At 60.1% G+C, this 21,694-nt stretch carries 24 protein-coding genes; 6 read left to right on the top strand and 18 right to left on the bottom strand.

All coding sequences use genetic code 11. The annotated features are described in order from the left end of the window. Window positions 1–81: 81 nt before the first annotated feature. The 14 genes from K9857_RS09685 to K9857_RS09750 form a co-directional block, all read right to left on the bottom strand. Window positions 82–366 carry a hypothetical protein gene (locus K9857_RS09685; RefSeq protein ID WP_224535238.1) on the bottom strand — a complete coding sequence of 95 codons (285 nt, stop codon included), beginning with the start codon at window positions 364–366 and terminating at the stop codon, window positions 82–84. Window positions 367–572: 206 nt separating this feature from the next. Continuing rightward, the gene (locus K9857_RS09690) at window positions 573–803 is read right to left on the bottom strand and encodes a hypothetical protein (RefSeq protein WP_034147138.1); all 231 of its coding nucleotides are present in this window, start codon (window positions 801–803) and stop codon (window positions 573–575) included. 127 nt (window positions 804–930) lie between these two features. Then, window positions 931–1,152 carry a hypothetical protein gene (locus K9857_RS09695; RefSeq protein ID WP_224535240.1) on the bottom strand — a complete coding sequence of 74 codons (222 nt, stop codon included), beginning with the start codon at window positions 1,150–1,152 and terminating at the stop codon, window positions 931–933. A gap of 72 nt (window positions 1,153–1,224) precedes the next feature. Next, entirely contained in the window at window positions 1,225–2,244 is a 1,020-nt protein-coding gene (locus K9857_RS09700) for a DNA topoisomerase IB (RefSeq protein ID WP_224535242.1), read from the bottom strand. Window positions 2,245–2,333: 89 nt separating this feature from the next. Further along, entirely contained in the window at window positions 2,334–3,413 is a 1,080-nt protein-coding gene (gene modC / locus K9857_RS09705; protein WP_224535244.1) for a molybdenum ABC transporter ATP-binding protein, read from the bottom strand. A 3-nt stretch (window positions 3,414–3,416) separates the two neighbouring features. After that, window positions 3,417–4,097 carry a molybdate ABC transporter permease subunit gene (gene modB / locus K9857_RS09710; RefSeq protein ID WP_224535245.1) on the bottom strand — a complete coding sequence of 227 codons (681 nt, stop codon included), beginning with the start codon at window positions 4,095–4,097 and terminating at the stop codon, window positions 3,417–3,419. After that, window positions 4,098–4,865 (bottom strand): molybdate ABC transporter substrate-binding protein, encoded by a 768-nt coding sequence (gene modA, locus K9857_RS09715; protein ID WP_224535247.1) that lies wholly within the window; start codon window positions 4,863–4,865, stop codon window positions 4,098–4,100. A 273-nt stretch (window positions 4,866–5,138) separates the two neighbouring features. Further along, entirely contained in the window at window positions 5,139–6,203 is a 1,065-nt protein-coding gene (locus K9857_RS09720; protein WP_224535249.1) for an NAD(P)H-dependent flavin oxidoreductase, read from the bottom strand. 209 nt (window positions 6,204–6,412) lie between these two features. Beyond that, entirely contained in the window at window positions 6,413–8,848 is a 2,436-nt protein-coding gene (locus K9857_RS09725) for an autotransporter (RefSeq protein ID WP_224535251.1), read from the bottom strand. Between the two features lie 204 nt (window positions 8,849–9,052). Further along, window positions 9,053–10,123, bottom strand: coding sequence for a bifunctional DNA-binding transcriptional regulator/O6-methylguanine-DNA methyltransferase Ada (gene ada, locus K9857_RS09730; RefSeq protein WP_224535253.1), 1,071 nt, complete (start codon window positions 10,121–10,123; stop codon window positions 9,053–9,055). An 87-nt stretch (window positions 10,124–10,210) separates the two neighbouring features. Next, a complete protein-coding gene (gene alkB / locus K9857_RS09735) occupies window positions 10,211–10,876 on the bottom strand; it encodes a DNA oxidative demethylase AlkB (RefSeq protein ID WP_224535256.1) in 666 nt (221 codons plus the stop codon). A 2-nt stretch (window positions 10,877–10,878) separates the two neighbouring features. Then, complete coding sequence (locus K9857_RS09740) at window positions 10,879–11,583, bottom strand: 2OG-Fe(II) oxygenase (protein ID WP_224535258.1); 705 nt, start codon at window positions 11,581–11,583, stop codon at window positions 10,879–10,881. A 90-nt stretch (window positions 11,584–11,673) separates the two neighbouring features. Continuing rightward, window positions 11,674–11,844 (bottom strand): hypothetical protein, encoded by a 171-nt coding sequence (locus K9857_RS09745; RefSeq protein ID WP_175378109.1) that lies wholly within the window; start codon window positions 11,842–11,844, stop codon window positions 11,674–11,676. Window positions 11,845–11,896: 52 nt separating this feature from the next. After that, window positions 11,897–12,199, bottom strand: a complete 303-nt coding sequence (locus tag K9857_RS09750) for a DUF1883 domain-containing protein (RefSeq protein ID WP_039768744.1) — start codon at window positions 12,197–12,199, stop codon at window positions 11,897–11,899. 201 nt (window positions 12,200–12,400) lie between these two features. Here K9857_RS09750 and K9857_RS09755 point away from each other — a divergent pair, with 201 nt between their 5' ends. After that, window positions 12,401–12,757, top strand: coding sequence for a hypothetical protein (locus K9857_RS09755; protein ID WP_224535285.1), 357 nt, complete (start codon window positions 12,401–12,403; stop codon window positions 12,755–12,757). A 67-nt stretch (window positions 12,758–12,824) separates the two neighbouring features. Here K9857_RS09755 and K9857_RS09760 read toward each other — a convergent pair whose 3' ends face one another. Beyond that, window positions 12,825–13,106: a hypothetical protein gene (locus K9857_RS09760; RefSeq protein ID WP_224535260.1), complete on the bottom strand. Its 282-nt coding sequence runs from the start codon at window positions 13,104–13,106 to the stop codon at window positions 12,825–12,827. 193 nt (window positions 13,107–13,299) lie between these two features. Beyond that, on the bottom strand, window positions 13,300–13,485 hold the full coding sequence (locus K9857_RS09765; protein ID WP_224535262.1) for a hypothetical protein: 186 nt from the start codon (window positions 13,483–13,485) through the stop codon (window positions 13,300–13,302). Between the two features lie 258 nt (window positions 13,486–13,743). Between K9857_RS09765 and galU the strand changes: the two genes are divergently transcribed. Together galU and gorA are read left to right on the top strand one after the other, a co-directional pair. Then, window positions 13,744–14,583, top strand: a complete 840-nt coding sequence (gene galU / locus K9857_RS09770) for a UTP--glucose-1-phosphate uridylyltransferase GalU (protein WP_095194738.1) — start codon at window positions 13,744–13,746, stop codon at window positions 14,581–14,583. 131 nt (window positions 14,584–14,714) lie between these two features. Then, window positions 14,715–16,073, top strand: coding sequence for a glutathione-disulfide reductase (gorA, locus tag K9857_RS09775; RefSeq protein WP_224535264.1), 1,359 nt, complete (start codon window positions 14,715–14,717; stop codon window positions 16,071–16,073). On the opposite strand, the gene K9857_RS09780 is transcribed toward gorA, so the two are convergent. After that, the gene (locus tag K9857_RS09780) at window positions 16,070–17,089 is read right to left on the bottom strand and encodes a DNA-binding protein (RefSeq protein WP_224535266.1); all 1,020 of its coding nucleotides are present in this window, start codon (window positions 17,087–17,089) and stop codon (window positions 16,070–16,072) included. The genes gorA and K9857_RS09780 overlap by 4 nt on opposite strands. Before the next feature lie 288 nt (window positions 17,090–17,377). On the opposite strand from K9857_RS09780, the gene K9857_RS09785 reads away from it, so the two are divergent. From K9857_RS09785 to ahpF, 3 genes are all read left to right on the top strand, one after another. Continuing rightward, complete coding sequence (locus tag K9857_RS09785; protein WP_224535268.1) at window positions 17,378–18,316, top strand: site-specific integrase; 939 nt, start codon at window positions 17,378–17,380, stop codon at window positions 18,314–18,316. Between the two features lie 316 nt (window positions 18,317–18,632). After that, window positions 18,633–19,196, top strand: a complete 564-nt coding sequence (ahpC, locus tag K9857_RS09790; RefSeq protein ID WP_085725808.1) for an alkyl hydroperoxide reductase subunit C — start codon at window positions 18,633–18,635, stop codon at window positions 19,194–19,196. A gap of 129 nt (window positions 19,197–19,325) precedes the next feature. Continuing rightward, window positions 19,326–20,891: an alkyl hydroperoxide reductase subunit F gene (gene ahpF, locus K9857_RS09795; RefSeq protein ID WP_224535269.1), complete on the top strand. Its 1,566-nt coding sequence runs from the start codon at window positions 19,326–19,328 to the stop codon at window positions 20,889–20,891. Between the two features lie 175 nt (window positions 20,892–21,066). Here ahpF and gloA read toward each other — a convergent pair whose 3' ends face one another. Beyond that, a complete protein-coding gene (gene gloA, locus K9857_RS09800; protein ID WP_224535271.1) occupies window positions 21,067–21,588 on the bottom strand; it encodes a lactoylglutathione lyase in 522 nt (173 codons plus the stop codon). Window positions 21,589–21,694: the final 106 nt, after the last annotated feature.

Below are 21,694 nucleotides of genomic sequence, written 5' to 3' on the forward strand. Positions count from 1 at the left end.
AACAATCGGCAGCGTTGTTCAATCCTTTTTCCAGATGCAAACATCCGGCGGCCGGGGTGATCGACCGCCGGATGCTGTCAGTTACACGAAGGGCTGGCCGCTGAAACCGCGGGGGAGTCTTTGCAGGCCGGGCATTGCCACCATTCGCTCGGTCCAGGCCTGGCGCCAGTCGGTCGCGGTTGGCGCGAGTCTGGCTTTGCGGGCGGCGCGTCGGGCGGTGTTGCGCTGAGTCTTGCGCGCGTCTTTGTAGGCGTCGGTGTTGCGACAGCTTCTGCATTTGACCCGGTTCAGTTCACGGGTTGAAACAAGGTTGTTGCCTTTGTGACCGCAGGCCAGGTGCCCGCTGACTTTGAAGTGGGTAACCATCGGGACGTCTCCTCGTGACGTGTGATCGTTGGACCCCACGGGGCTGGCGACGTTCGTCAGAGGAACTCGAAGCAAAAAAAATCCCAGCACAGGGCTGGGCTGTTTTACATCGCAAAGAGTGGTCAAAGGGCAGGCAGACACGGGCTGGCTGACGAAATGTCGTCAGTCACGCCTGCGGTGTCGTACCGTTTGGTTGCAGCAAAGGCTCATCTGAACCGTGGCAGCGGCCGGTCGACAGGTTTGAGTGCCGACAGGGTGTTGCGGATCAGGGGAGTATCCTTTTCGATGTCGTTCAGGCGATCGCGAATTCGCAGGGCGGTCGGATGTCCGCCTTGGTGATCGACCCAATCGGCGATTTCCTTGCAGGCTGCTGCCAGGCGAACCTGACGGGAATCGAGCAAGGTGAGCAGGGTGGTGATGGACTCTTTTTCGGACATGGGAAGCACCTCCGTTGAGGACACCTGAGGGCAGTAAAAAGCCCGCTTGGGGCGAGCTTGCTACCGATTGAAGCTGAAAACCTCAGCTTTCCTCAGTATAGACCCGTAGCAGGCACGTCAAGGCTCCTCAGCCTTGGCGGGCCGTTACCTGTGATCTGGCATTCAGCTGGCGGCAGGCGCGCTGCGCATCTTCTTCAAGTTCAAAGCCGTCTCCGAGATAGCCGTTGGTGCGGGTATCGTAGATGCGGTACCAGACAGCGGCATCAGGGGGTGGGTGACCGGTTTCACCGGCCCGGCGGCCATGGATGATGATTTTGTTGCAGCGCTTGACGACAAAAATGTCTTCCATGGCTTCACCGCAGCTGATTCATGTACAGATCAACTATAGAAGTCATTTGTAATCGTGCAAAAAATAGACAGGTCAACTCGTCGGTTCCGACGCCAGTTTCTCCAGCAACATCGCCAGCGCGACTTCCTCGGCGCGTAAGCCCTTGCGCACCCGCGGCCGTGGCAGTTCGGCCAACTGTCCCAGCGGAAAACCCTCGAGTACGGCCGGATGGATATAGCATTTGCGGCACACGGCCGGGGTGTTGCCCAGTTGTCTGGAGACGTCTTTTACCATCTCCACCACCTGCCGTTTCGCTTCCGATTCAGGTTGCCATTGCAGTTCACGCAGCACCGAAAGTGCCAGGGCGCTACCGGCCCAGGTGCGATAGTCCTTGGCGGTGAAATCGGCACCGGTCAGGGTTTTCAGGTAGGCGTTGACGTCAGCAGACGTGACGCTGTGTCGCTCGCCGTCCTCGTCGAGGTATTGAAAGAGGTCTTGCCCGGGGATTTCCTGACAGCGTTTGACGATCCGCGCCAGGCGGCGGTCCTTCACTGTGATTTGATGTTCGACGCCACTCTTGCCGCGAAACTGAAACTTGATCGCACTGCCGTTGATCTCGACATGGCGGTCGCGCAGGGTGGTCAGTCCGTAGGACCGGTTTTCCTTGGCGTATTGAGCGTTGCCGACGCGAATCAGCGTCGCATCGAGTAGCGTGATTACGGTGGCCATGACCTTATCGCGGCTGAACCCCGGCTCTGCCAACAGGGCTTCCAGCTTTTTACGCAATTTGGGCAGCGCCAGGCCGAAATCCCGCAGACGCGAGTATTTGTCGCCATCGCGCACTTCCCGCCAGCGTGGGTGATAGCGGTACTGCTTGCGGCCGCGCGCGTCTCGTCCGGTGGCCTGCAGGTGCCCGCGCGGGTCGGCGCAGATCCACACGTCGGCGTAGGCGGGCGGCACGGCCAGTGCGTTGATGCGCTGAACTTCTTGCTGATCAGTAATGCGTTGGCCGGCGGGATCGAAGTACTGGAACTTGCCCCGCAATTTCTTGCGGGTGATGCCGGGTAGCGTGTCATCGACGTAATGCAGATCGGGCGGCAGTGCATCAGGCATGGCGATTGTCCTTGGCGTGGAGTCAGGGGCCGTTAAAGCCATTGACCCCACGCCTTGGCGGTCGTGCCAATGACTTTATGCCTCGACGTTTACGCCAGCACGGCCACTGCCTTGATCTGCGCCCACAGCGGTTGACCTGGTTGCACCTTGAGCTGGTCGCGGGAGAAGCGGGTGATTCGCGCCAACAGCGGTGTTCCCGCCACATCCAGGCGTAGCAGCACGTGGGCGGCGTTATCGGCCGCCATCTCGCTGACCACGGTTACCGGCAAGCGATTGAGGATGCTGCTGTGTTCGGCGTTGTGCAGGCTCAGGCTGACATCTCGTGCCTGAACCTTGCAGCGCAATGTCTGACCCGGCGTCATCGGCGTGTGAGCCACGCGCAGGTTCAGGTCGGTGTCGGGCAATTGCACGGTCAGCAACTGGTAATCGGCATCGTAGTGGCTGACGCGACCCTCGATTACCACGCCGGCGTCATCGCCCATGGCCAGCGGCAGGTCGAGACGCGCCAGGGTCTGGCCGACAGGCCCGCTGGCCAGGGCCTTGCCTTCGCTGAGCAGCACGATGTGGTCGGCCAATCGCGCCACCTCATCCTGAGAGTGGCTGACGTACAGCACCGGAATATCCAGTTCGTCGTGCAGTCGCTGCAGATAAGGCAGGATCTCGCTTTTGCGCTTGGAGTCCAGCGCCGCCAGCGGCTCATCCATCAGCAGCAGTTTCGGGCTGGTCAGCAGGGCGCGGGCGATGCCGATGCGCTGTCGTTCGCCACCTGACAGGTGCTGCGGATGACGGTCGAGCAAATGGCCGATCCCCAGCAGTTCGGTGGCGTGGGCCATGTCGACACGGCGCTGGTTTTTGGGAATGCGCTTGAGGCCGAACTCCAGGTTCGCCAACACCGACAGATGCGGAAACAGACTGGCTTCCTGAAACACATAACCCAGGGCGCGCTTGTGCGGCGGGACGAAAATCTGCCGTTCGCTGTCTTGCCAGACCTCGTCATTGACCTGGATGAATCCCTGTTCGGCGCGTTCAAGTCCTGCGATGCAACGCAGGCAGGTGGTCTTGCCTGAGCCGGAGTGGCCGAACAATGCGGTGACGCCGCGACCGGGCAACTGCAGGTCGACATCCAGGGCAAAGCCTGAATAGCTCAATTTCAAGCGTGTTTGAATCATCGATCAGCTCCAGCCCGCTTTGGTTTTGCGACTGGAGTACAACGCCAGCAACACCGCGAAGGAGAACACCAGCATCGCCCCGGCCAGCCAATGGGCCTGGGCGTATTCCATGGCTTCGACGTGATCGTAGATCTGCACCGACACCACGCGGGTCTTGTCGGGGATGTTGCCGCCGATCATTAGCACCACGCCGAATTCACCCACGGTATGGGCGAAACCGAGAATCGCGGCGGTGATGAAGCCGGGACGGGCCAGCGGCAGGGTCACGCTGAAAAAGGTGTCCCAAGGATTGGCGCGCAAGGTGGCGGCCACTTCCAGCGGGCGGGTGCCGATGGCGGAAAAAGCGTTTTGCAGCGGCTGGACCACGAACGGCATCGAGTACAGCACCGAGCCGATTACCAGACCTGCAAAACTGAAAGTGAGGGTGCCGAGCCCCAGTGACTGGGTGAACTGGCCGATGAACCCGTGGGGGCCGAGGGCCAGCAACAGATAGAAGCCAATCACCGTGGGCGGCAGGACCAGGGGCAGGGCGACGATCGCCCCGACCGGTCCGCGCAACCAGGATCGGGTGCGCGAGAGCCACAACGCCAGCGGAGTGCCGATCACCAACAGGATGACGGTCGTCAGGGACGCCAGTTTCAGGGTCAGCCAGATGGCGGAAAAATCGGCACTCGTCAGGGTCATTTAGAGCTGGTAACCGTAGGATTTGATGACGGCGGCGGCTTTCGGGCCCTTGAGGTAGTCAACCAGCGCCTTGGCTGCCGGGTTGTCCTTGCCCTTGTTGAGGATCACCGCGTCCTGTTTGATCGGGTCGTGCATGTCGGCTGGAACGATCCACGCCGAACCGCTGCTGACTTTGCCGTCTTTGTAGATCTGCGACAAGGCTACGAAGCCCAGTTCGGCGTTGCCGGTGGACACGAATTGGTAGGCCTGGGTGATGTTCTGGCCTTCAACGATCTTGCCCTTGGCCTTGTCGGTCAGGCCCAGCTTGGCCAGGACCTGGGTCGCCGCCAGGCCATAAGGCGCGGCTTTCGGGTTGGCGATGGACAGGTGCTGGTACTGGTTGTCGCTCAGCACTTTGCCCTTGGGATCGACGTAACCTTCCTTGGCCGACCACAGTGCCAGGGTGCCGATGGCGTAGGTGAAGCGCGAGCCCTTGACGGTGTCGCCTTCCTTCTCGAGTTTTTCCGGGGTGGTGTCATCCGCCGAGAGGAAAACTTCGAACGGCGCGCCGTTCTTGATCTGGGTGTAGAACTGACCGGTTGCGCCGAACGAAGTCACCAGCTTGTGGCCGGTGTCTTTTTCGAAGTCGGCGGCGATCGCCTGGATCGGCGCGGTGAAGTTGGCGGCGACAGCGACCTGGACTTCATCGGCCTGGGCGGAGCCGAAAGCGAGTACAGAGAGAAGGGTGGCGAGGCAACCAGGGGCAAAACGTGAGGCACGAATGGTCATGAAACGGCTCCGTTCTAAGCAGGTGTTACGAGGGGGTGGTTCGTTATATAACGGAATATATAGCGAAATGCCTGCAAACGGAATGGACTGTTTTGCTTACGGTACATGCGGTTGATTGTGGCGAGGGGGCTTGCCCCCGTTGGGTCGCGAAGCGGCCCCAAAAAATGGGACTGTTGCGCAGCCCAACGGGGCGGTGCGACGTTTCGACAAGCCCCCTCGCCACAGTTACAGCGCACACTACAGGCCATCGTAGGTCAGATAGTGGTTGCGCATTTAGCGGCGAGTCAACCTGGCCAACCCATCCTCAGCCAACCGCCGTGTCAATTCTTCACTCGTCATCTCAGCGCCCAGGGTAAACGCCTGTCCGGCCCACAGGTTGCTGAAATCCACTTCCCCCTTGGCCCGCAGCGGCATCAGCGCACCACCCGCCAGGGGGAACGCTGGCGCCTTGTCGCTGATCGGCCCAAGCTCGCGCATGACCCGGTTGAGAATCCCCCGCGCCGGGCGACCGGTGAACAGGTTGGTCACGGCAGTCTGGCTGGCTTGGGCTGTGCGCAGTGCCTTGTGGTGCGAAGCGCTGACCTTGGCTTCCGGAGTGAACAGATACGCCGTCCCCACCTGCACCGCCGAAGCCCCCAGCATGAACGCCGCCGCGACTCCACGACCATCGCTGATACCGCCTGCAGCTATCACCGGCACCTTCACCGCGTCCACAACCTGTGGCACCAGTGCGAAGGTGCCGATCTGACTGCTCAAGTCATCACTGAGAAATATCCCGCGATGCCCGCCCGCTTCGTATCCCATCGCGATGATCGCGTCGCAGCCGTGTTGTTCGAGCCAGATGGCTTCTTCCACGGTAGTGGCTGAAGACAGTACCTTCGCCCTGGTAGCCTTCACCCGATCGAGCAGGGATTTTTCCGGCAGACCAAAGTGAAAACTCACGACTTCAGGGCGGAACGCCTCGATCACTTCGCAGCCTGAGGCATCGAACGGCGCACGGTTGGACACCGGTGTCGGCGCATCGAAGTCGACACCCAGTTCGCGGTAATACGGCTCAAGCAGATTTTTCCATTCCCGCGCGCGCTGCTCATCCACCGGCGGCGGTTGGTGGCAGAAAAAGTTGATGTTGATCGGGCCCTGGGTGTGTTGGCGGATGGTTGTCAGCTCTTCGCGCAACTTGTCGATGCTCAGCATGGCCGCCGGCATTGAGCCGAGCCCGCCAGCATTGCAGGCGGCGATGACCATGGACGAGTTGGTGGCGCCGGCCATGGGGCCCTGGATGATGGGCAATTCTATGCCGAGCAGATCAAGAATGCGGGTGTCTGGCCATTGGCTCATGGTGAGAGTTCTCCGACTGGGAAACCGGGCAGGGGAGTAGCGGCGATCAGTTTAACGGTGATACATAGCCGCTGGCGAAACCTCGTTGCCCCCGACCCTGTAGGAGCGAGCTTGCTCGCGATGATCGTCAACGATGACGCGGGGAACCTGACGCCCCGCGTTGTCCCGTCGTCCATCGCGAGCAAGCTCGCTCCTACAGGAGGAGAACGTCAGCGCCGGTGAAATCCGCCCCCACCACCCCCACCAAACGAACGATTCATGAACTGCGACGAGTTCTGAAAGTTGTTCGTCCGCTCATTGCCGAACGAGCGGGCCTGGTAGTCGCGGTTGAGATTCTGCACTTGCGTCGTATTGGCCGAATTGAGCCGGTTGGTGCCGCCGACCATCGACTGCCAGCCATCATCGGTTTTCTTGTAAACGTTGCCATCGTGGCCGGCGTAAACGTTGTTGCCGATCTGCGCGGCGCCACTGTCGGGGCCGCGGACGCTGCGGTAATCGGTGGTGTTGCCGGTATTGGGGTTGTAGACCGCGCCACGATTGGCGTTGACCTGATTGCCGGTGTACACGTTGCCTGCGGTCACGTGCTGACCGGCGATGGCGCCACCGTTGGGCCCGGTGGCAACACCTTCGCGACCGGCCGCGTAGTTGCCGGTGTAGACATTCTCCACAGCCCCTCGTTGACCAGCAGCGGCGACGCCGGTGCGCGAGTTGTAGGAGGCGCCGACCTGTCCGGCCCAGCGATTGCCGGTCCAGGCGTTGTACCCGCCACTGTAGCGACTGACCGAGGCGCTATCGCCCCATTGACGGTAGATGTTGCCGGAAGTGCCGGCCCAGCCACCGGGTCCCCAGGCCACCGCACCGCCGTGATAACCGTAGGCCACGCCGCCCCAGGGTATCGGCGCCGGGTACAGATGCGGTCCCCAGGCGTAGCCCCAACCGTAATTGCCCCACCACGGATAAGCGCCCCAGCCCCAACCCACGGCCACGGTACTGCCGCCCCAGCTCCAGCCAAACCCGTAGCCATACGCCCAGCCTGTCCAAGGCGTGTAGCGAATCGCCGCGCCGAAACCGTAAGTCACGGGCGGGCCGTACCAGGCTGTGCCGACCCACGGCGAGTAGTAGTAACCCGTTCCGTACACCACCACGCCCGTAACCGGATCCAGGGTTGAGCCCTGATAGCCCGGCGTGTAACCCACCACCACAATGTCGCCGCTGGCTGAATAGACTTTGACGTAGGTGAGGTAGTGCAGGGGGGAACTGGGGGGAATTGAATAGATGACGGCGGGCACCGAGGTGGCGACCGTCCACGGGCCTTGCACCGAGGTGGCCACGAACCAGACACCGTTTTCCACCGCGTACCAGCTCTTGGCGTCGACCATGATGATCGGCGTCGGGCTGTTTACCACGTGCTGCAGCGGCGTGCCCTTGATGCCGTTGAGTTGCGGCTGGCCGTCGAATTGCGGCGCCGTCATTTTTAACTGGCTCTTCTTGACGGCCGAGGTTTGCGGAATGCTGGCGGCAATCGCCGCTTCCTTCGCTTGCGGTGTGCCCGCCACCGAGGCTTTGACGTTCTCCTTGGCGCTGTCGTCAGGAATATTGGCAAAGTCCGCCGGCAACTTGTCCGCCGGCACGAAGGTCCAGGGGCCTTGCATGTCAGGGGCGCGGAACCAGCGACCGGAGATCAGCAGGTAACTGTTCTGGTCGCCGATCTCCTTGAAGATGTGCCCGGTGGTGTTCGTCACATAAAGCAGTTGCGTGCCCTGGATCGGCTGCCATTGCGCGGCGCCGTCCGTGACAATCAATTCCGTGGGTTTTGTCGCCACATGAATCTGTGGCACGGGCGGTTTGGCCAGGCTGGGAACCTTGTCCTTTGGATCGCTCTGGCCCGTCAGCAGGTCGACCTGACGGCTCTGGATCGCAGCCTTCCTGGCCTTTTCCAGGTCAGCCGAAGGTGACGTTAACGGGGTATAGGGGCCACTCAACGCATCCGCCGCCATCCAGCCGTCGAACACATGCAGGTAATGTTTGCCCAGGGCATCCTTGAGCAGCAGCGGCCGGGTGTTGATCACCCGTTGCAGCACGGTGCCTTCGACGGGGCGATACACCGGTTCGCCGTCGATGTACACCAGAATGGCCGGCACTTCGGAGCTGATGATGGTGGGCGGCGTGTTGTCTATCGGGTCGCTGCTGGCCTTCTGCTCGGCGGCGACCGTGCCCAGTGCGGCTTCGAGTTGATCCAGGGAAATGGTTTTCTTGCGGTTCAGCGCATCGTTTTTCAGCTCTTTCATCCAGCTGTCGAGATTGGTCGCGGCGGAGGGGAAATCGACTTTGGTGATGGTGTACTGATCCAGTTCGACCCAGCGGGTGGCCTTGTCCACCAGGGTATGGGCACTGAAGTGCACGATGCCGAAGGTGGATTTGCCGTCCTTGTCGGTGACCTCCACTGCGGCGCGGGCCTGCAGGGTGTAACCGTCCCAGCTGTCGAGTTGCGGCTGGTAGATCGTCAATTTGGCATCGTCGTTGTTCAGCACCTGCGGCCAGCTCGGGGCATCGGGTGCCGGGGGCTGCGCAGGTGCGGCCTGGATATTGGCAAGGCTCATCAGGCAGAACATCAGTACCGCGGCAAACGAACGTAGGCAGGGCATGGTCAACTCCATCGACAGGACCGTTCTCGCGGTTTTTGACGGCCGCGAAAAAAGCATAGCCGCCTGCAATGGAAAAACCCGGCGCTGAGTCAAACCACAACACAACCCTTGTAGGAGCGAGCTTGCTCGCGATGGTCGTCAACGATGACGCGGGAAACCTGATACCCCGCGGTGTCAGGGCCTCCATCGCGAGCAAGTTCGCTCCTACAGGTCCGTGTGTTCCCGGTCGAGCAGCTGGCGCTTGCGCTCCACGCCCCAACGATACCCCGACAGATTGCCATCGCTGCGCACCACGCGGTGGCAGGGAATGGCCACCGCCAGGTTGTTTGCGCCACAGGCCTGGGCCACGGCGCGGACGGCTTTCGGTGAGCCGATGCGCTGTGCAATGTCGGCATAGCTGGCGGTGCTGCCCACGGGAATCTCCCGCAACGCTTGCCAGACCCGCTCCTGAAACGCCGTGCCTTGCACATCCAATGGAAGGTCCAGCCCCAGCGTCGGCGCTTCGATAAAGCCCACAACCCTGGCGATCAGTTGTTCGAAGTCCTTGTCGGCGCCGATCAGATTGGCCCGCCGGAATTTGTCTTGCAGGTCGCAGACCAGTTGCTGCGGATCATCCCCCAGCAGAATCGCGCACACTCCACGCTCGCTTTGCGCCACCAGAATCGCCCCGAGGGAGCACTGGCCGACGGCGAATCGAATGTCGTTGTTCTGTCCGGCGGCGCGGTAATCGGCGGGTTTCATGCCCAGCACCTGATCCGCCGCTTCATAAAAGCGGCTGTTGGAGTTGAAGCCAGCGTCGTACAGCGCGTCGGTGACCGAACGCCCATCCGTCAACCGCTCCCGCACCCGGCGCGAACGATGGGCGGCGGCGTAACCCCGGGGCGTCAGGCCGGTCACGGCCTTGAACACTCGGTGAAAGTGAAAGCTGCTCAACCCGGCGACCTGGGCCAGATCGTTCAAGCCTGGAAGCTCCTCGGCCGTTTCGATCTGGCGGCACGCGGCAGCCACCGTCGCGGCATGTTGCGCCGCCAGGTCGCTCTGATCCTTCGCCGCACGCTTGCTCGGACGATAACCCGCCGCCTGTGCCTGTTCGGCGGTATCGAAGAACTCGACGTTCTTCGGCTTGGGCAAGCGCGCCAGGCTGCTGGGGTTGCAGTAGATCCCGGTGGTTTTCACCGCGTAGACGAACTGCCCGTCCGCCTGTGGATCGCGTGCGACAACGGCGGCCCAGCGTGGATCGTTCTCGGTGCTGATTTTTGTCATTTGGCTTGTCATGGCTTTGTATCCGTTGACCCGTTTAGCACAGATTAATCACCTGCCCGTGCACCGACACTCCGACGCTTGCGGTCAAATTCCGAGTATTCAATGCGACCGGCGAAACGTGAAGTTGATCCGCTGCTCGCCTAGGATCGAGTGTTGCCCGTCCTTGATCGGCAGGACGCCGTGATAACGCAAGCGATCCACGCCACCCCAGACCACGATGTCGCCATGCAGCAACGGTACCCGCTGGCTTTTGTCGCTGCGCTCAAAACCACCGAACAGAAACATGGCCGGCAATCCCAAAGACACCGACACGATCGGCTCTGCGTAGGATTTTTCGTCCTTGTCCTGATGCAAAGACATTTTCGCGCCTGGGACATAGCGGTTGATCAGGCAGGAATCGGGCTCGAAGTCTGTAAACCCCGCGTCCCGCGCCGCCGCCTGTGCCAACTGGAAAAACACTTCCGGCATCGACGGCCACGGCAGGCCCGTTTGTGGATCCTCGCGGGTGTAACGATAGCCGCTGCGATCGGTGGTCCAGCCCCAGGTTCCGCAACTGCTCAAGGCCACCGACATGGTGAAACCGCCGGGGGTGACCATTTGCCGGAAGGGCGCAGCCGCCAGCACCGCTTCCAGTGCCGGCAGCAAACGGTCCAGCCAGGGTAGGGCGAAGCCTCTCAATACGCAGGATTGTTCGCCGATCTGTTCGCACCGTGGTTGTTGCTCCGGCTCGGCGTCGGCGAACAGGTCAAAAGTTGTCGGGTTCATGGTCATGACGCATCGTGAAAGATAATGCCCAGGGTATGGCGTTTGCCACTGTGCAGGCGACTGACGCCGTGGCGCAGGGTGACCCGGTAAAAGCCGCGGGTACCTTTGACCGGTCGCTGGTTGACCGCAAAGATCAAACCGTCACCTTTCTTGAGACCCACCACCTGCGGACGTGACTGCATGCGTGGGCGCTGTTCGGTCAGGACGAATTCGCCACCGGTAAAGTCTTCACCCGGTTCTGACAGAAGAATCGCGACCTGCAGTGGGAAAACGTGTTCGCCGTACAGGTCCTGATGCAGGCAGTTGTAGTCCTGCGGGCCGTATTGCAGCAACAACGGCGTAGGACGTTGCTGACCGGCGGCATGGCAACGCTCGAGAAAGGCTTCGTGGTTGTCAGGAAAACGGTCTGGCAGGCCCATGTGCTCGTACCAGCGGTTGGCGATCGGCACAAGTCGCGGATACAGCGCGCTGCGCAGGCGCGCCACGAGATCCGGCAGGGGGTAGCTAAAGTACTTGTACTCGCCACGGCCGAAACCGTGGCGGGCCATGATCACTCGCGAGCGAAAGGGCTCGGATTGGCCGTACAAGGCACTGAGGTCGTCACAGGCCTTGTGGCTCAACAGCGAAGGGATGACCGCACAGCCGTCCTGATCGAGTTGCTCTTCCAGCGAAGGCCAATTCAGCCTGTTCAGGTATTGCTCACTCATTTGCGATGCTCACGTGATTGAGGCGAGCAGTCTGGGACGGGCTGTGAATGCAGACACTCCGTCGCTTGCGGTCGAATTGCTAATGAAGACTTACAGCGCCTTGCTGACGCTGATTTCGCTGATGACATCGTCACCCTGGCCGTGCAAGGCGTCCAATGCGGCCTTGGCTTCTTCCTGTGTGCCGTTTTCCAGCTGGGCGAACTCGAAGCGGCGTTCGCCATTGAGCTTGTACTTGATTACGTATTTGGTCGTCTGGGCCACGGTGATACCTGTCTGTCTGTCTGGCGCTCTGATCGCGAGCGGAACGCGTTACTCAGCTGAGCTTGGAGCTGGAGCGGCGAATGATTTTGATCGAGTGAGTCAGGGTTGGTTTGCGGGTCACGCTGATCGCCCGACGGCTGACGGTGTCGATGGTGATATTCCAGAAACCGGTGCTCGGCGCGGTGATGCGGGCCGGGAAGGTGTCGAATGCGCCACCGTGATAGGTGTGACGGCCGCCATTCTTGAAGCTGCGGAAGTTGGCGTCGTTCATCAAGCGGATGTTGCAGGTCTGCGAGCATTGAATGACGACGATGTCGTCTTCGTTGAGGTGCTCGCGCTGGTGAATGAATTTCATGTGGGCGCCTCCGGAAGGGCTTTTTCTACAAAATCAAAACGATGGCGCGCAGTTTATCAGTCTGCAGGCGGAAATATCCTGTTGCCTGAGGCTGCTTTGACAATTTAAGGACGTTCCGGGGCGTAGGGTGCAGATAAATACAGTCGCCCCCGGAGAAAAACCATGTTTGTGCTGTCGGAGGGTCTTTATCGGAGGTTTTGTATGAAGTGGGGTGTGTGGGTTCTGCCAATGGCGTTGGCAATCGGTGGTTGTGCAAGCGTTTCGGAAATTAACCAGACGCTGCCCACCATGAACGTTATTTCCGGCAAGAAACCCCATGAATACGCGCAATGCCTGAGCGAAAAGCTCGCCGATAGCCGAGGTCCGTTGCAAATCGAGCCTCATAAAGACGGCGTTCGAGTGATTGTGCCGCAGAAATTGTCATCGGGGCCGGCTGCGGTTTTCGATATCGAGGATCGCTCCGGCGGCAGCAGCATCAAACTGCATGAAAGTATGTCCAACGTGCCGGTGCGTCCAAAGGATGTGCAGAATGCCGCGAATGCGTGCATTTCTGGCTGACCGGCTGCCGTACTCCAATAAAAATGCCGCCAAACCGGCGGCATTTGCATAGCGGGGGCAGGGCGCCTTACTTGCAGACCACTACGACGCTGCGGTTCTTATAGTTGCCGACGTCTACGCCCAGGGTCTTGTCGCTTTCGTCCGGCGCCGGCGTGCCATCGGTGCCGACGATGCGGTAGCCGGTGCCTGCGCAGGAAGCGTCGGCCTTTTCATAACAGCTCGCCCAGGAGTTGGCTTCGCCTGAACAGTCGATGGCCAGGCCTTGTTCGCCGTTGTTCAGGTAGGTGGGTTGGGACGTCGCGCAGCCACTCAGGGCCAATACCGCGATCAGTGGCAAGAATTTGGTCATGTCGGTGTCATCGAAAGGGGATGGGCAAAGCCTGTGACAGCATCGCGGGCAAAAGGTTGTGGCGATGAGCCACTGTTTTGCCTGTTCCTTTGTGGGAGCGAGCCTGCTCGCGAAAGAGCGTCCAGGCAACGCGCTGCTTCAGATCGCCCGCGTTATCGTTGACGACCATCGCGAGCGTGCTCGCTCCTACAGGTTACTTGTCTTTGCCGCGCTTTTTCGGTTCCGGATGCTCAAGTTCCAGCACTGCCGCCACTTCCACCGCCATGGCTTCAGTAGGGAATGGCCCGGCGATCTTCTCGCCAGCCGCGCTGTCGATCGACCATTGGCCGTCGTTGGTCTTGTTGATCAGGTACCCGTTGACGATTTTTGCTGCCGACATCTATCTGCCTCGTTGGCTGGTTGAATTGTCGCAATCATAGCGTTTAATGCCCCTGCCTGTTGAGTTGACAAGCGTGCATTCCTGCCGGTCTCTGCTATCACTTAAAGGTTGCTGATGGAGGACCTGCATTGCGGCGGAACTATCCGCCCAAATATTTCTCCTATGATGGCATCGGTTAGCCAGCGCGGGCATTGTAAGGTGCACGCCGCCTGATTAGACTGCGCCGAACTCGTACACACAGCCCTTTCAAGGACTTATATGATCAAGAAATGCTTGTTTCCAGCAGCCGGTTACGGTACTCGCTTCCTGCCAGCGACTAAAGCCATGCCCAAAGAAATGCTGCCGGTGGTAAACAAGCCACTGATCCAGTACGGCGTCGAAGAAGCACTGGATGCCGGGTTGAACGAAATCTCCATTGTGACCGGTCGCGGCAAGCGCGCCCTGGAAGACCACTTCGACATCAGCTACGAGCTGGAAAACCAGATCAAGGGCACCGACAAGGAAAAATACCTGGTCGGTATCCGCAAACTGCTCGACAACTGCTCGTTCTCCTACACCCGCCAGACCGAAATGAAAGGCCTGGGCCACGCGATCCTGACCGGCCGTCCGCTGATCGGTGACGAACCGTTCGCCGTGGTACTGGCGGACGACCTGTGCGTGAACCTGGAAGGCGACGGCGTACTGACCCAGATGGTCAAGCTGTACAAGCAGTTCCGCTGCTCGATCGTGGCCATCCAGGAAGTCGATCCGCAGGAAACCAACAAATACGGCGTAATCGCCGGCGAGATGATCCGCGACGACATCTACCGCGTTCACAGCATGGTCGAGAAGCCAAAGCCGGAAGATGCGCCGTCGAACCTGGCCATCATCGGTCGTTACATCCTGACCCCGGACATCTTCGACCTGATCGAGCAGACCGAGCCAGGCAAGGGTGGTGAAATCCAGATCACCGACGCCCTGATGAAACAGGCCCAGAACGGCTGCGTAATGGCCTACAAGTTCAAGGGCAAGCGTTTCGACTGCGGTGGCGCCGAAGGTTACATCGACGCAACCAACTTCTGCTTCGAGAACTTCTACAAGACTGGCAAGGCGTACTGATAGCGCGCCAACCTGCTTGTACTGAAAAGCCACCTCCGGGTGGCTTTTTCATTTTCCGCGCCCATATTGTTGGCAACCCTTGCCCTGCGAACGACTGCGGGTATGCTGGTCACCTGCCGAGGAGATAGACGATGGCCTACGATTTTGACCTTTATGTGATTGGTGCCGGTTCCGGCGGTGTGCGGGCGGCGCGGTTTGCCGCCGGTTTCGGTGCCAAGGTGGCGGTGGCCGAGAGCCGCTACCTGGGCGGCACCTGTGTGAACGTCGGCTGTGTGCCGAAAAAGCTGCTGGTCTACGGTGCGCACTTCGCCGAAGACTTCGATCAGGCCTCGGGTTTCGGCTGGAGCCTGGACGAGGCGCAGTTCGACTGGGCGACCCTGATCGCCAACAAGGACCGCGAGATCAATCGCCTGAACGGCATTTATCGCAACCTGCTGGTCAACAGCGGTGTGACCCTGCATGAAGGTCACGCGAAAATCGTCGATCCGCATACCGTCGAGATCAATGGCGAGCGCCACAGCGCCAAGCACATTTTGATCGCCACCGGTGGCTGGCCGCAGATTCCGGAGATTCCGGGTCACGAGCTGGCGATCAGCTCGAACCAGGCATTTTTCCTTAAAGAACTTCCAAAACGCGTACTCGTAGTGGGCGGTGGTTACATCGCGGTCGAGTTCGCTGGCATTTTCCACGGCCTCGGCGCCCAGACCACCTTGCTCTATCGCGGTGAGCTGTTCCTGCGTGGCTTCGACGGTTCGGTGCGCAAGCATCTGCAGGAAGAACTGACCAAGCGCGGCATGGATCTGCAGTTCAACGCCGACATCGAGCGTATCGACAAGCAGGCCGATGGCAGCCTGAAAGTGACGCTCAAGGATGGTCGCCAGATGGAAGCCGATTGCGTGTTCTACGCCACAGGGCGGCGTCCGATGCTGGACAACCTCGGGCTGGAGAACACCGGAGTCAAACTCGACAAGAAGGGCTTCGTCGAGGTCGACGATCAGTACCAGACCGCCGAACCGTCGATCCTCGCATTGGGCGATGTGATCGGTCGGGTGCAACTGACGCCGGTGGCCTTGGCCGAAGGCATGGCCGTGGCGCGGCGTCTGTTCAAGCCTGAGCAGTATCGTCCGGTGGATTACAAGATGATCCCGACGGCAGTGTTCAGCTTGCCGAACATCGGCACCGTCGGTTTGACCGAAGAGGAAGCGCGCGATGCCGGGCATGAGGTGGTGATCTTCGAAAGCCGTTTCCGGCCGATGAAGCTGACCCTCACTGAATGCCAGGAGCGCACGCTGATGAAGCTTGTGGTGGACGCCAAGACCGACAAGGTGCTGGGTTGCCACATGGTCGGGCCGGATGCCGGTGAAATCGTCCAGGGCCTGGCCATCGCCTTGAAGGCCGGCGCCACCAAGCGCCACTTCGACGAAACCATCGGCGTGCACCCGACGGCCGCCGAAGAGTTCGTCACCATGCGTACGCCGGTCACCGGTTAAGCGTCCTTCGTTGCGTCTGGCGCAGCGGCCTCAAGGGCCGCCGCCAGACGCACGCTTTCCTCTTCGAGGTCCGCCTGGGCCTTGGTCAATCGGCTCTCCAGTGATTTGTTGAGCTGCGCCTGTTCGTCGATGTTCTGTTTAAGCGACTGACTTTCCAGCAGTGCCACGCGCAAGCGTTCCTGGAGGAGGGTGCGTTCGCCGTCGACCCGCGTGACCTGCTCCAGCAACTGATCCTGGCGGGTGTTGCTCTGCTTGAGCTGTTCCTGCATTGAGCCCAGTTCGCGCAAAGTGCCGCGGTTTTCCGTCAGCAGGCGCTCGTTGTCGCGGTGCAACTGGGTGATTTCATCCTGGCGCACCAGCGCGCTTTGCTGGGCCTGGCGCAACTCCATCTGCAACTGCTGGACCTGGCTTTCATGTCGACTGTGTTCCTGCTCGCGCTGCTCCTTGACGGCATTGCGGTAATGCTCGAGGGCGTCGCGGGCGTGCAGGTGCTTTTCTTCCAGTGAGCGAATCTGCTCGTCCTTGTCCTGCAAGCGCAATTCGAAATCGGCCAGCGCCTGATTCAGTCCGGCATTGCGGGTTTGCTCGGCCTGGAGGAGGGCGCGGGTTTCGTGCAGCGCCTCGGATTCCTGGGTCAGCGCCAGGCTCTGGATTTCGTATTGCTGGTGCAGTTCGGTGTTGGCTTCCCGGGCTTCTTCAAGCTGGGTTTCCAGTGCCTTGCGCTGCGTCTCGAATTGCTCGCGAGCCTGGTCGATCGGCTCCTGCGCCTGTTCCTTCAAGCGTTGAGCCAGGCGTGAAACCAGAGCCAGCAACTCATCGTCGACGGGCTCGGTGGGTTCTGTCTCCGCCGGTTTGAGGTCTTCGCCCAGCTCCTTCAAATAGCGATGAATCGTGGTTTTCGATCCGGTATTGCCCATTTCGATGCGCACGGCATCGATGCTGGGGTTTTCACCGCGGGCGAGGATCGCCAGACGCGCAGCCTGAACGACCGCCTTATTTACACCGCCACGGGCCATGATTTCTCCTGCTGCTTTTGCATGTGGTACGTACTGCGTAAAAACACATTGTACCATTCAAATGAAAAAGATAAATACGGATGATTATTCACACGGGATATACTGGTATTACCCCGTGTCATAACGATTCCAGCGTTTTTAACACGCCACTTCAGTACACGCCCTCTTCTGTAGGAGCGAGCACGCTCGCGATGGTCGTCAACGATGACGCTGGCGGCCTGATACCCCGCGGTGCATCGCAATCCATCGCGAGCGTGCTCGCTCCTACAGTTGGATAAGGACATTTCCATGAGCGATCTCGATCGTTACCTGCAAGCCGCAACCCGCGACAACACCCGTCGCAGCTATCGAGCCGCCATCGAGCACTTCGAGGTGACCTGGGGCGGCTTCCTGCCGGCCACCGGCGACAGCGTCGCGCGTTATCTGGTCGCTCACGCCGGGGTGCTGTCGATCAACACCTTGAAGCTGCGGCTGTCGGCGCTGGCGCAGTGGCATAACAGCCAGGGTTTTGCCGACCCGACCAAGGCGCCGGTGGTGCGCAAGGTATTCAAGGGCATTCGTGCGTTGCATCCGGCTCAGGAGAAGCAGGCCGAGCCGTTGCAGCTTCAGCATCTGGAGCAGGTGATCGACTGGTTGGAGCAGGAGAAACAAGTCGCCATGGCCGACGACGATCGTCCCGCGCTGTTGCGCGCCAAGCGCGATATCGCGTTGATCCTGCTGGGGTTCTGGCGCGGCTTTCGTAGCGATGAGTTGTGTCGATTGCAGATCGAGCATGTGCAAGTCAGTGCCGGCACGGGCATCACCCTGTATCTGCCGCGTAGCAAGAGTGACCGGGAGAACCTGGGCAAGACCTATCAGACGCCGGCGTTGCAGCGGCTGTGTCCGGTGCAGGCGTATATCGATTGGGTCAGTGAAGCTGCGCTGGTGCGTGGGCCGGTGTTTCGCGGGATTGATCGGTGGGGGAATCTGAGCGAGGAGGGGTTGCATGCCAACAGTGTGATTCCCCTGCTGAGGCAGGCGCTTGGCCGCGCAGGGATTGCCGCCGAGCAGTACACCAGCCACTCCCTGCGCCGGGGTTTTGCTTCGTGGGCGCACCAGTCGGGTTGGGATTTGAAGTCGCTGATGAGTTATGTGGGGTGGAAGGATATGAAGTCGGCGATGCGTTATATCGAGGTCAGCCCGTTCCAGGGTATGGCGCGGCTCGGTGAAAAAACGCGAACAGTCTGATTGCCCGCGTCGTTGACGACCATTCGCGGGCAAGCCTCGCTCCTACAGGGTTGGTGTCGTTCCTGTAGGAGCGAAGCTTGCTCGCGAAAGAGGTGGTCCAGACGACACTGTTTTGCCTGCCGTTACGCCTTCGCGGGCAAGCCCGCTCCCACAGGGTTTGTGCCGTCCGCAGGTGCAGAGATCGTTTTCTTCTATTAATACCCTTGGCTAATAGCGAAACCCAATCACCAGCATCAGGTTTGCCAATGAGCCAACCGTCCATCGAGTGGGTAGAGTTCACTCCATCAACTTCACAACCCCTGACGGAGAGTCAACGATGCCTATCATCAACAGCCAAGTAAAACCGTTCAAAGCTGACGCATTCAAAAACGGCGACTTCGTAAAAGTTTCGGACGCTGACCTGAAAGGCAAGTGGTCTGTGGTGTTCTTCTACCCAGCCGACTTCACCTTCGTCTGCCCGACCGAACTGGAAGACCTGGCTGACAACTACGACGCATTCCAGAAGCTGGGCGTCGAGATCTACAGCGTTTCCACCGACACTCACTTCGCTCACGCTGCCTGGCACAACACTTCGCCAGCCATCGGCAAGATCCAGTACACCATGATCGGCGACCCGACCCACGTCATCTCCCGCAACTTCGACGTGCTGATCGAAGAAGCTGGTCTGGCTGACCGTGGCACCTTCGTGATCAACCCTGAAGGCCAGATCAAAATCGTTGAACTGAACGATGGCGGCGTTGGCCGTGACGCTTCCGAGCTGCTGCGCAAAATCAAGGCTGCCCAGTACGTCGCTGCTCACCCAGGCCAGGTTTGCCCAGCCAAGTGGAAAGAAGGCGAGGCCACTCTGGCTCCGTCCCTGGACCTGGTCGGCAAGATCTAAGTCAGTGACACGCTCCACAGGGCGGACTACCGCACCTACTCAGTAAGCTGCACCGCCCCTGAAAACGCCCGGGCGAGATTCGCTCGGGCGTTTTTTTATGCAAAGAATTTGATAAAGGAAATCGCCCGTATGTTGGACGCCAATCTTAAAGCCCAGTTGAAATCGTACCTGGAACGGGTCACCCAACCGATCGAGATCGTTGCTTCGCTCGACGACGGTGCGAAATCCAGTGAAATGCTCGACCTGTTGAAAGACGTTGCCAGTCTTTCCAGCCAAATTTCCTTGCTCGATAACGGTGACGATGCACGCAAGCCATCGTTTTCGATCAATCGCCCGGGTCAGGACATCAGCCTGCGGTTCGCCGGCATCCCGATGGGCCACGAATTCACTTCCCTGGTGCTGGCCTTGCTGCAAGTCGGCGGGCACCCATCGAAAGCCAGTGCCGAAGTGATCGAACAGATCCGCTCGCTCAAGGGTGAGTTCAGCTTTGAAACCTACTTCTCGCTGTCTTGCCAGAACTGCCCGGACGTGGTCCAGGCGCTGAACCTGATGGCGGTGCTGAACCCGAACATTCGCCACGTCGCCATCGACGGCGCGTTGTTCCAGGCCGAAGTCGATGATCGCAAGATCATGGCGGTGCCAAGCATTTACCTTAACGGCGAAGTGTTCGGCCAGGGCCGCATGGGTCTGGAAGAAATCCTCGCCAAGATCGACACCAGCGGCGCCGAGCGCCAAGCCGAGAAAATCAGCGCGAAAGAAGCCTTTGACGTGCTGGTGGTCGGCGGTGGCCCGGCCGGTGCTTCGGCGGCGATTTACGCGGCTCGCAAAGGCATTCGAACCGGTGTTGCGGCCGAACGTTTTGGCGGTCAGGTGCTGGACACCATGGCCATCGAAAACTTCATCTCCGTGCAGGAAACCGAAGGGCCGAAGCTGGCCAGCGCTCTGGAAGAACACGTCAAGCAATACGACGTCGACATCATGAATCTGCAACGTGCCACCAAGCTGATCCCTGCGAAAAACCCCGGCGAGTTGCACGAAGTGCGCTTCGAAAGCGGCGCCAGCCTGAAAACCAAGGCGCTGATTCTCGCCACCGGCGCCCGCTGGAGAGAAATGGGCGTGCCGGGTGAGCAGGAGTACAAGGCCAAGGGCGTATGCTTCTGCCCGCACTGCGACGGTCCGCTGTTCAAGGGCAAGCGCGTGGCGGTGATCGGCGGCGGCAACTCCGGCGTCGAAGCGGCGATCGATCTGGCGGGTATCGTCAGCCATGTCACGCTGCTGGAGTTCGACAGCAAGCTGCGCGCCGATGCGGTGCTGCAACGCAAGCTGTTCAGCCTGCCCAACGTCAATGTCATCACCAGCGCGCTGACCAGCGAAGTGAAAGGTGACGGCGAAAAGGTGAGCGGTCTGGTCTACAAGGATCGCGATTCAGGCGAGTTCCACACGGTCAACCTCGAAGGCATCTTCGTGCAGATCGGTTTGCTGCCCAACACCGACTGGCTCAAAGGCACCGTCGAGCTGTCGCCTCGTGGCGAGATCATCGTCGATGCCCGTGGCGAGACTTCGCTGCCGGGTGTGTTCGCTGCCGGTGACGTGACGACTGTGCCGTACAAGCAGATCGTGATTGCGGTGGGCGAGGGCGCGAAGGCTTCGCTGAGCGCGTTCGATCACCTGATCCGGACATCAGCGCCGGCATAAAGGCAGGGCTGAAAACACTAAACCCCATGAGTGATCATGGGGTTTTGTGTTGTGCGCGTTCCAAAATGTGGGAGCGGGCTTGCTCGCGAAGGAGGTGTGTCAGTCAACATCAAAGTTGAATGTGAGCCCTCATTCGCGAGCAAGCCCGCTCCCACAGTTTTAATCGTGGCGAACCTTAAAGCGGCGCAGGCTGAATGATTTCAACCCAATAAGCATCCGGGTCCTTGATGAACGCCAGGCTCTTCATGCGGCCGTCGCTCAGGCGCTTCTGGAAATCGCAGCCCAGCGCTTCGAAACGCTCGCAGGCCGCAACGATATCCGGCACCGAAATGCAGATATGACCAAAACCGCGCGGATCGGTATTGCCGTTGTGGTAGGCGAAATCCGGGTCGTTCTCGGTGCCGTGGTTGTGGGTCAACTCGAGGATGCCGGGGATCGACTTCATCCACTCGGTACGGGCGGCTGCGTCGGCCGGGATCTGCGCCTTGTCGACCAGTGCCAGGAAGTACAGGCTGAATTCCGCTTCCGGGAAGTCGCGCTTTTCCACCAGGGTGAAACCGAGGATGCGCGTGTAGAAGTCCAGGGACTTGGTGATGTCCTTGACCCGCAGCATGGTGTGGTTGAAGACGAACTTCTGGGTCGCGGCATCAGGCTGGGCGGTAACGCCGGGGAAGGTGTTCAGTTCTTGCAGGCTCATGGGCCCTCCGAAAATAAGCGGGGCGATTGAATGGCGACAATGATACGCAAGGGTTGGGACATCACCAAACCAAAACCGTCGGCTATTGCCTGACAGTCGGTCGGGG

Source organism: Pseudomonas sp. REP124, from assembly GCF_020164475.1.
GTDB lineage: Bacteria > Pseudomonadota > Gammaproteobacteria > Pseudomonadales > Pseudomonadaceae > Aquipseudomonas.

Coding starts and splice junctions, on each gene's coding strand:
- modC (WP_224535244.1), bottom strand. CDS start 3,413: ATGATTCAAACACGCTTGAAATTGAGCTATTCAGGCTTTGCCCTGGAT.
- K9857_RS09695 (WP_224535240.1), bottom strand. CDS start 1,152: ATGGAAGACATTTTTGTCGTCAAGCGCTGCAACAAAATCATCATCCAT.
- alkB (WP_224535256.1), bottom strand. CDS start 10,876: ATGAACCCGACAACTTTTGACCTGTTCGCCGACGCCGAGCCGGAGCAA.
- galU (WP_095194738.1), top strand. CDS start 13,744: ATGATCAAGAAATGCTTGTTTCCAGCAGCCGGTTACGGTACTCGCTTC.
- modA (WP_224535247.1), bottom strand. CDS start 4,865: ATGACCATTCGTGCCTCACGTTTTGCCCCTGGTTGCCTCGCCACCCTT.
- K9857_RS09700 (WP_224535242.1), bottom strand. CDS start 2,244: ATGCCTGATGCACTGCCGCCCGATCTGCATTACGTCGATGACACGCTA.
- K9857_RS09765 (WP_224535262.1), bottom strand. CDS start 13,485: ATGTCGGCAGCAAAAATCGTCAACGGGTACCTGATCAACAAGACCAAC.
- K9857_RS09785 (WP_224535268.1), top strand. CDS start 17,378: ATGAGCGATCTCGATCGTTACCTGCAAGCCGCAACCCGCGACAACACC.
- K9857_RS09760 (WP_224535260.1), bottom strand. CDS start 13,106: ATGACCAAATTCTTGCCACTGATCGCGGTATTGGCCCTGAGTGGCTGC.
- ada (WP_224535253.1), bottom strand. CDS start 10,123: ATGACAAGCCAAATGACAAAAATCAGCACCGAGAACGATCCACGCTGG.
- K9857_RS09690 (WP_034147138.1), bottom strand. CDS start 803: ATGTCCGAAAAAGAGTCCATCACCACCCTGCTCACCTTGCTCGATTCC.
- K9857_RS09685 (WP_224535238.1), bottom strand. CDS start 366: ATGGTTACCCACTTCAAAGTCAGCGGGCACCTGGCCTGCGGTCACAAA.
- gloA (WP_224535271.1), bottom strand. CDS start 21,588: ATGAGCCTGCAAGAACTGAACACCTTCCCCGGCGTTACCGCCCAGCCT.
- K9857_RS09755 (WP_224535285.1), top strand. CDS start 12,401: ATGAAGTGGGGTGTGTGGGTTCTGCCAATGGCGTTGGCAATCGGTGGT.
- ahpC (WP_085725808.1), top strand. CDS start 18,633: ATGCCTATCATCAACAGCCAAGTAAAACCGTTCAAAGCTGACGCATTC.
- gorA (WP_224535264.1), top strand. CDS start 14,715: ATGGCCTACGATTTTGACCTTTATGTGATTGGTGCCGGTTCCGGCGGT.
- K9857_RS09725 (WP_224535251.1), bottom strand. CDS start 8,848: ATGCCCTGCCTACGTTCGTTTGCCGCGGTACTGATGTTCTGCCTGATG.
- K9857_RS09750 (WP_039768744.1), bottom strand. CDS start 12,199: ATGAAATTCATTCACCAGCGCGAGCACCTCAACGAAGACGACATCGTC.
- K9857_RS09720 (WP_224535249.1), bottom strand. CDS start 6,203: ATGAGCCAATGGCCAGACACCCGCATTCTTGATCTGCTCGGCATAGAA.
- K9857_RS09740 (WP_224535258.1), bottom strand. CDS start 11,583: ATGAGTGAGCAATACCTGAACAGGCTGAATTGGCCTTCGCTGGAAGAG.
- ahpF (WP_224535269.1), top strand. CDS start 19,326: ATGTTGGACGCCAATCTTAAAGCCCAGTTGAAATCGTACCTGGAACGG.
- modB (WP_224535245.1), bottom strand. CDS start 4,097: ATGACCCTGACGAGTGCCGATTTTTCCGCCATCTGGCTGACCCTGAAA.
- K9857_RS09780 (WP_224535266.1), bottom strand. CDS start 17,089: ATGGCCCGTGGCGGTGTAAATAAGGCGGTCGTTCAGGCTGCGCGTCTG.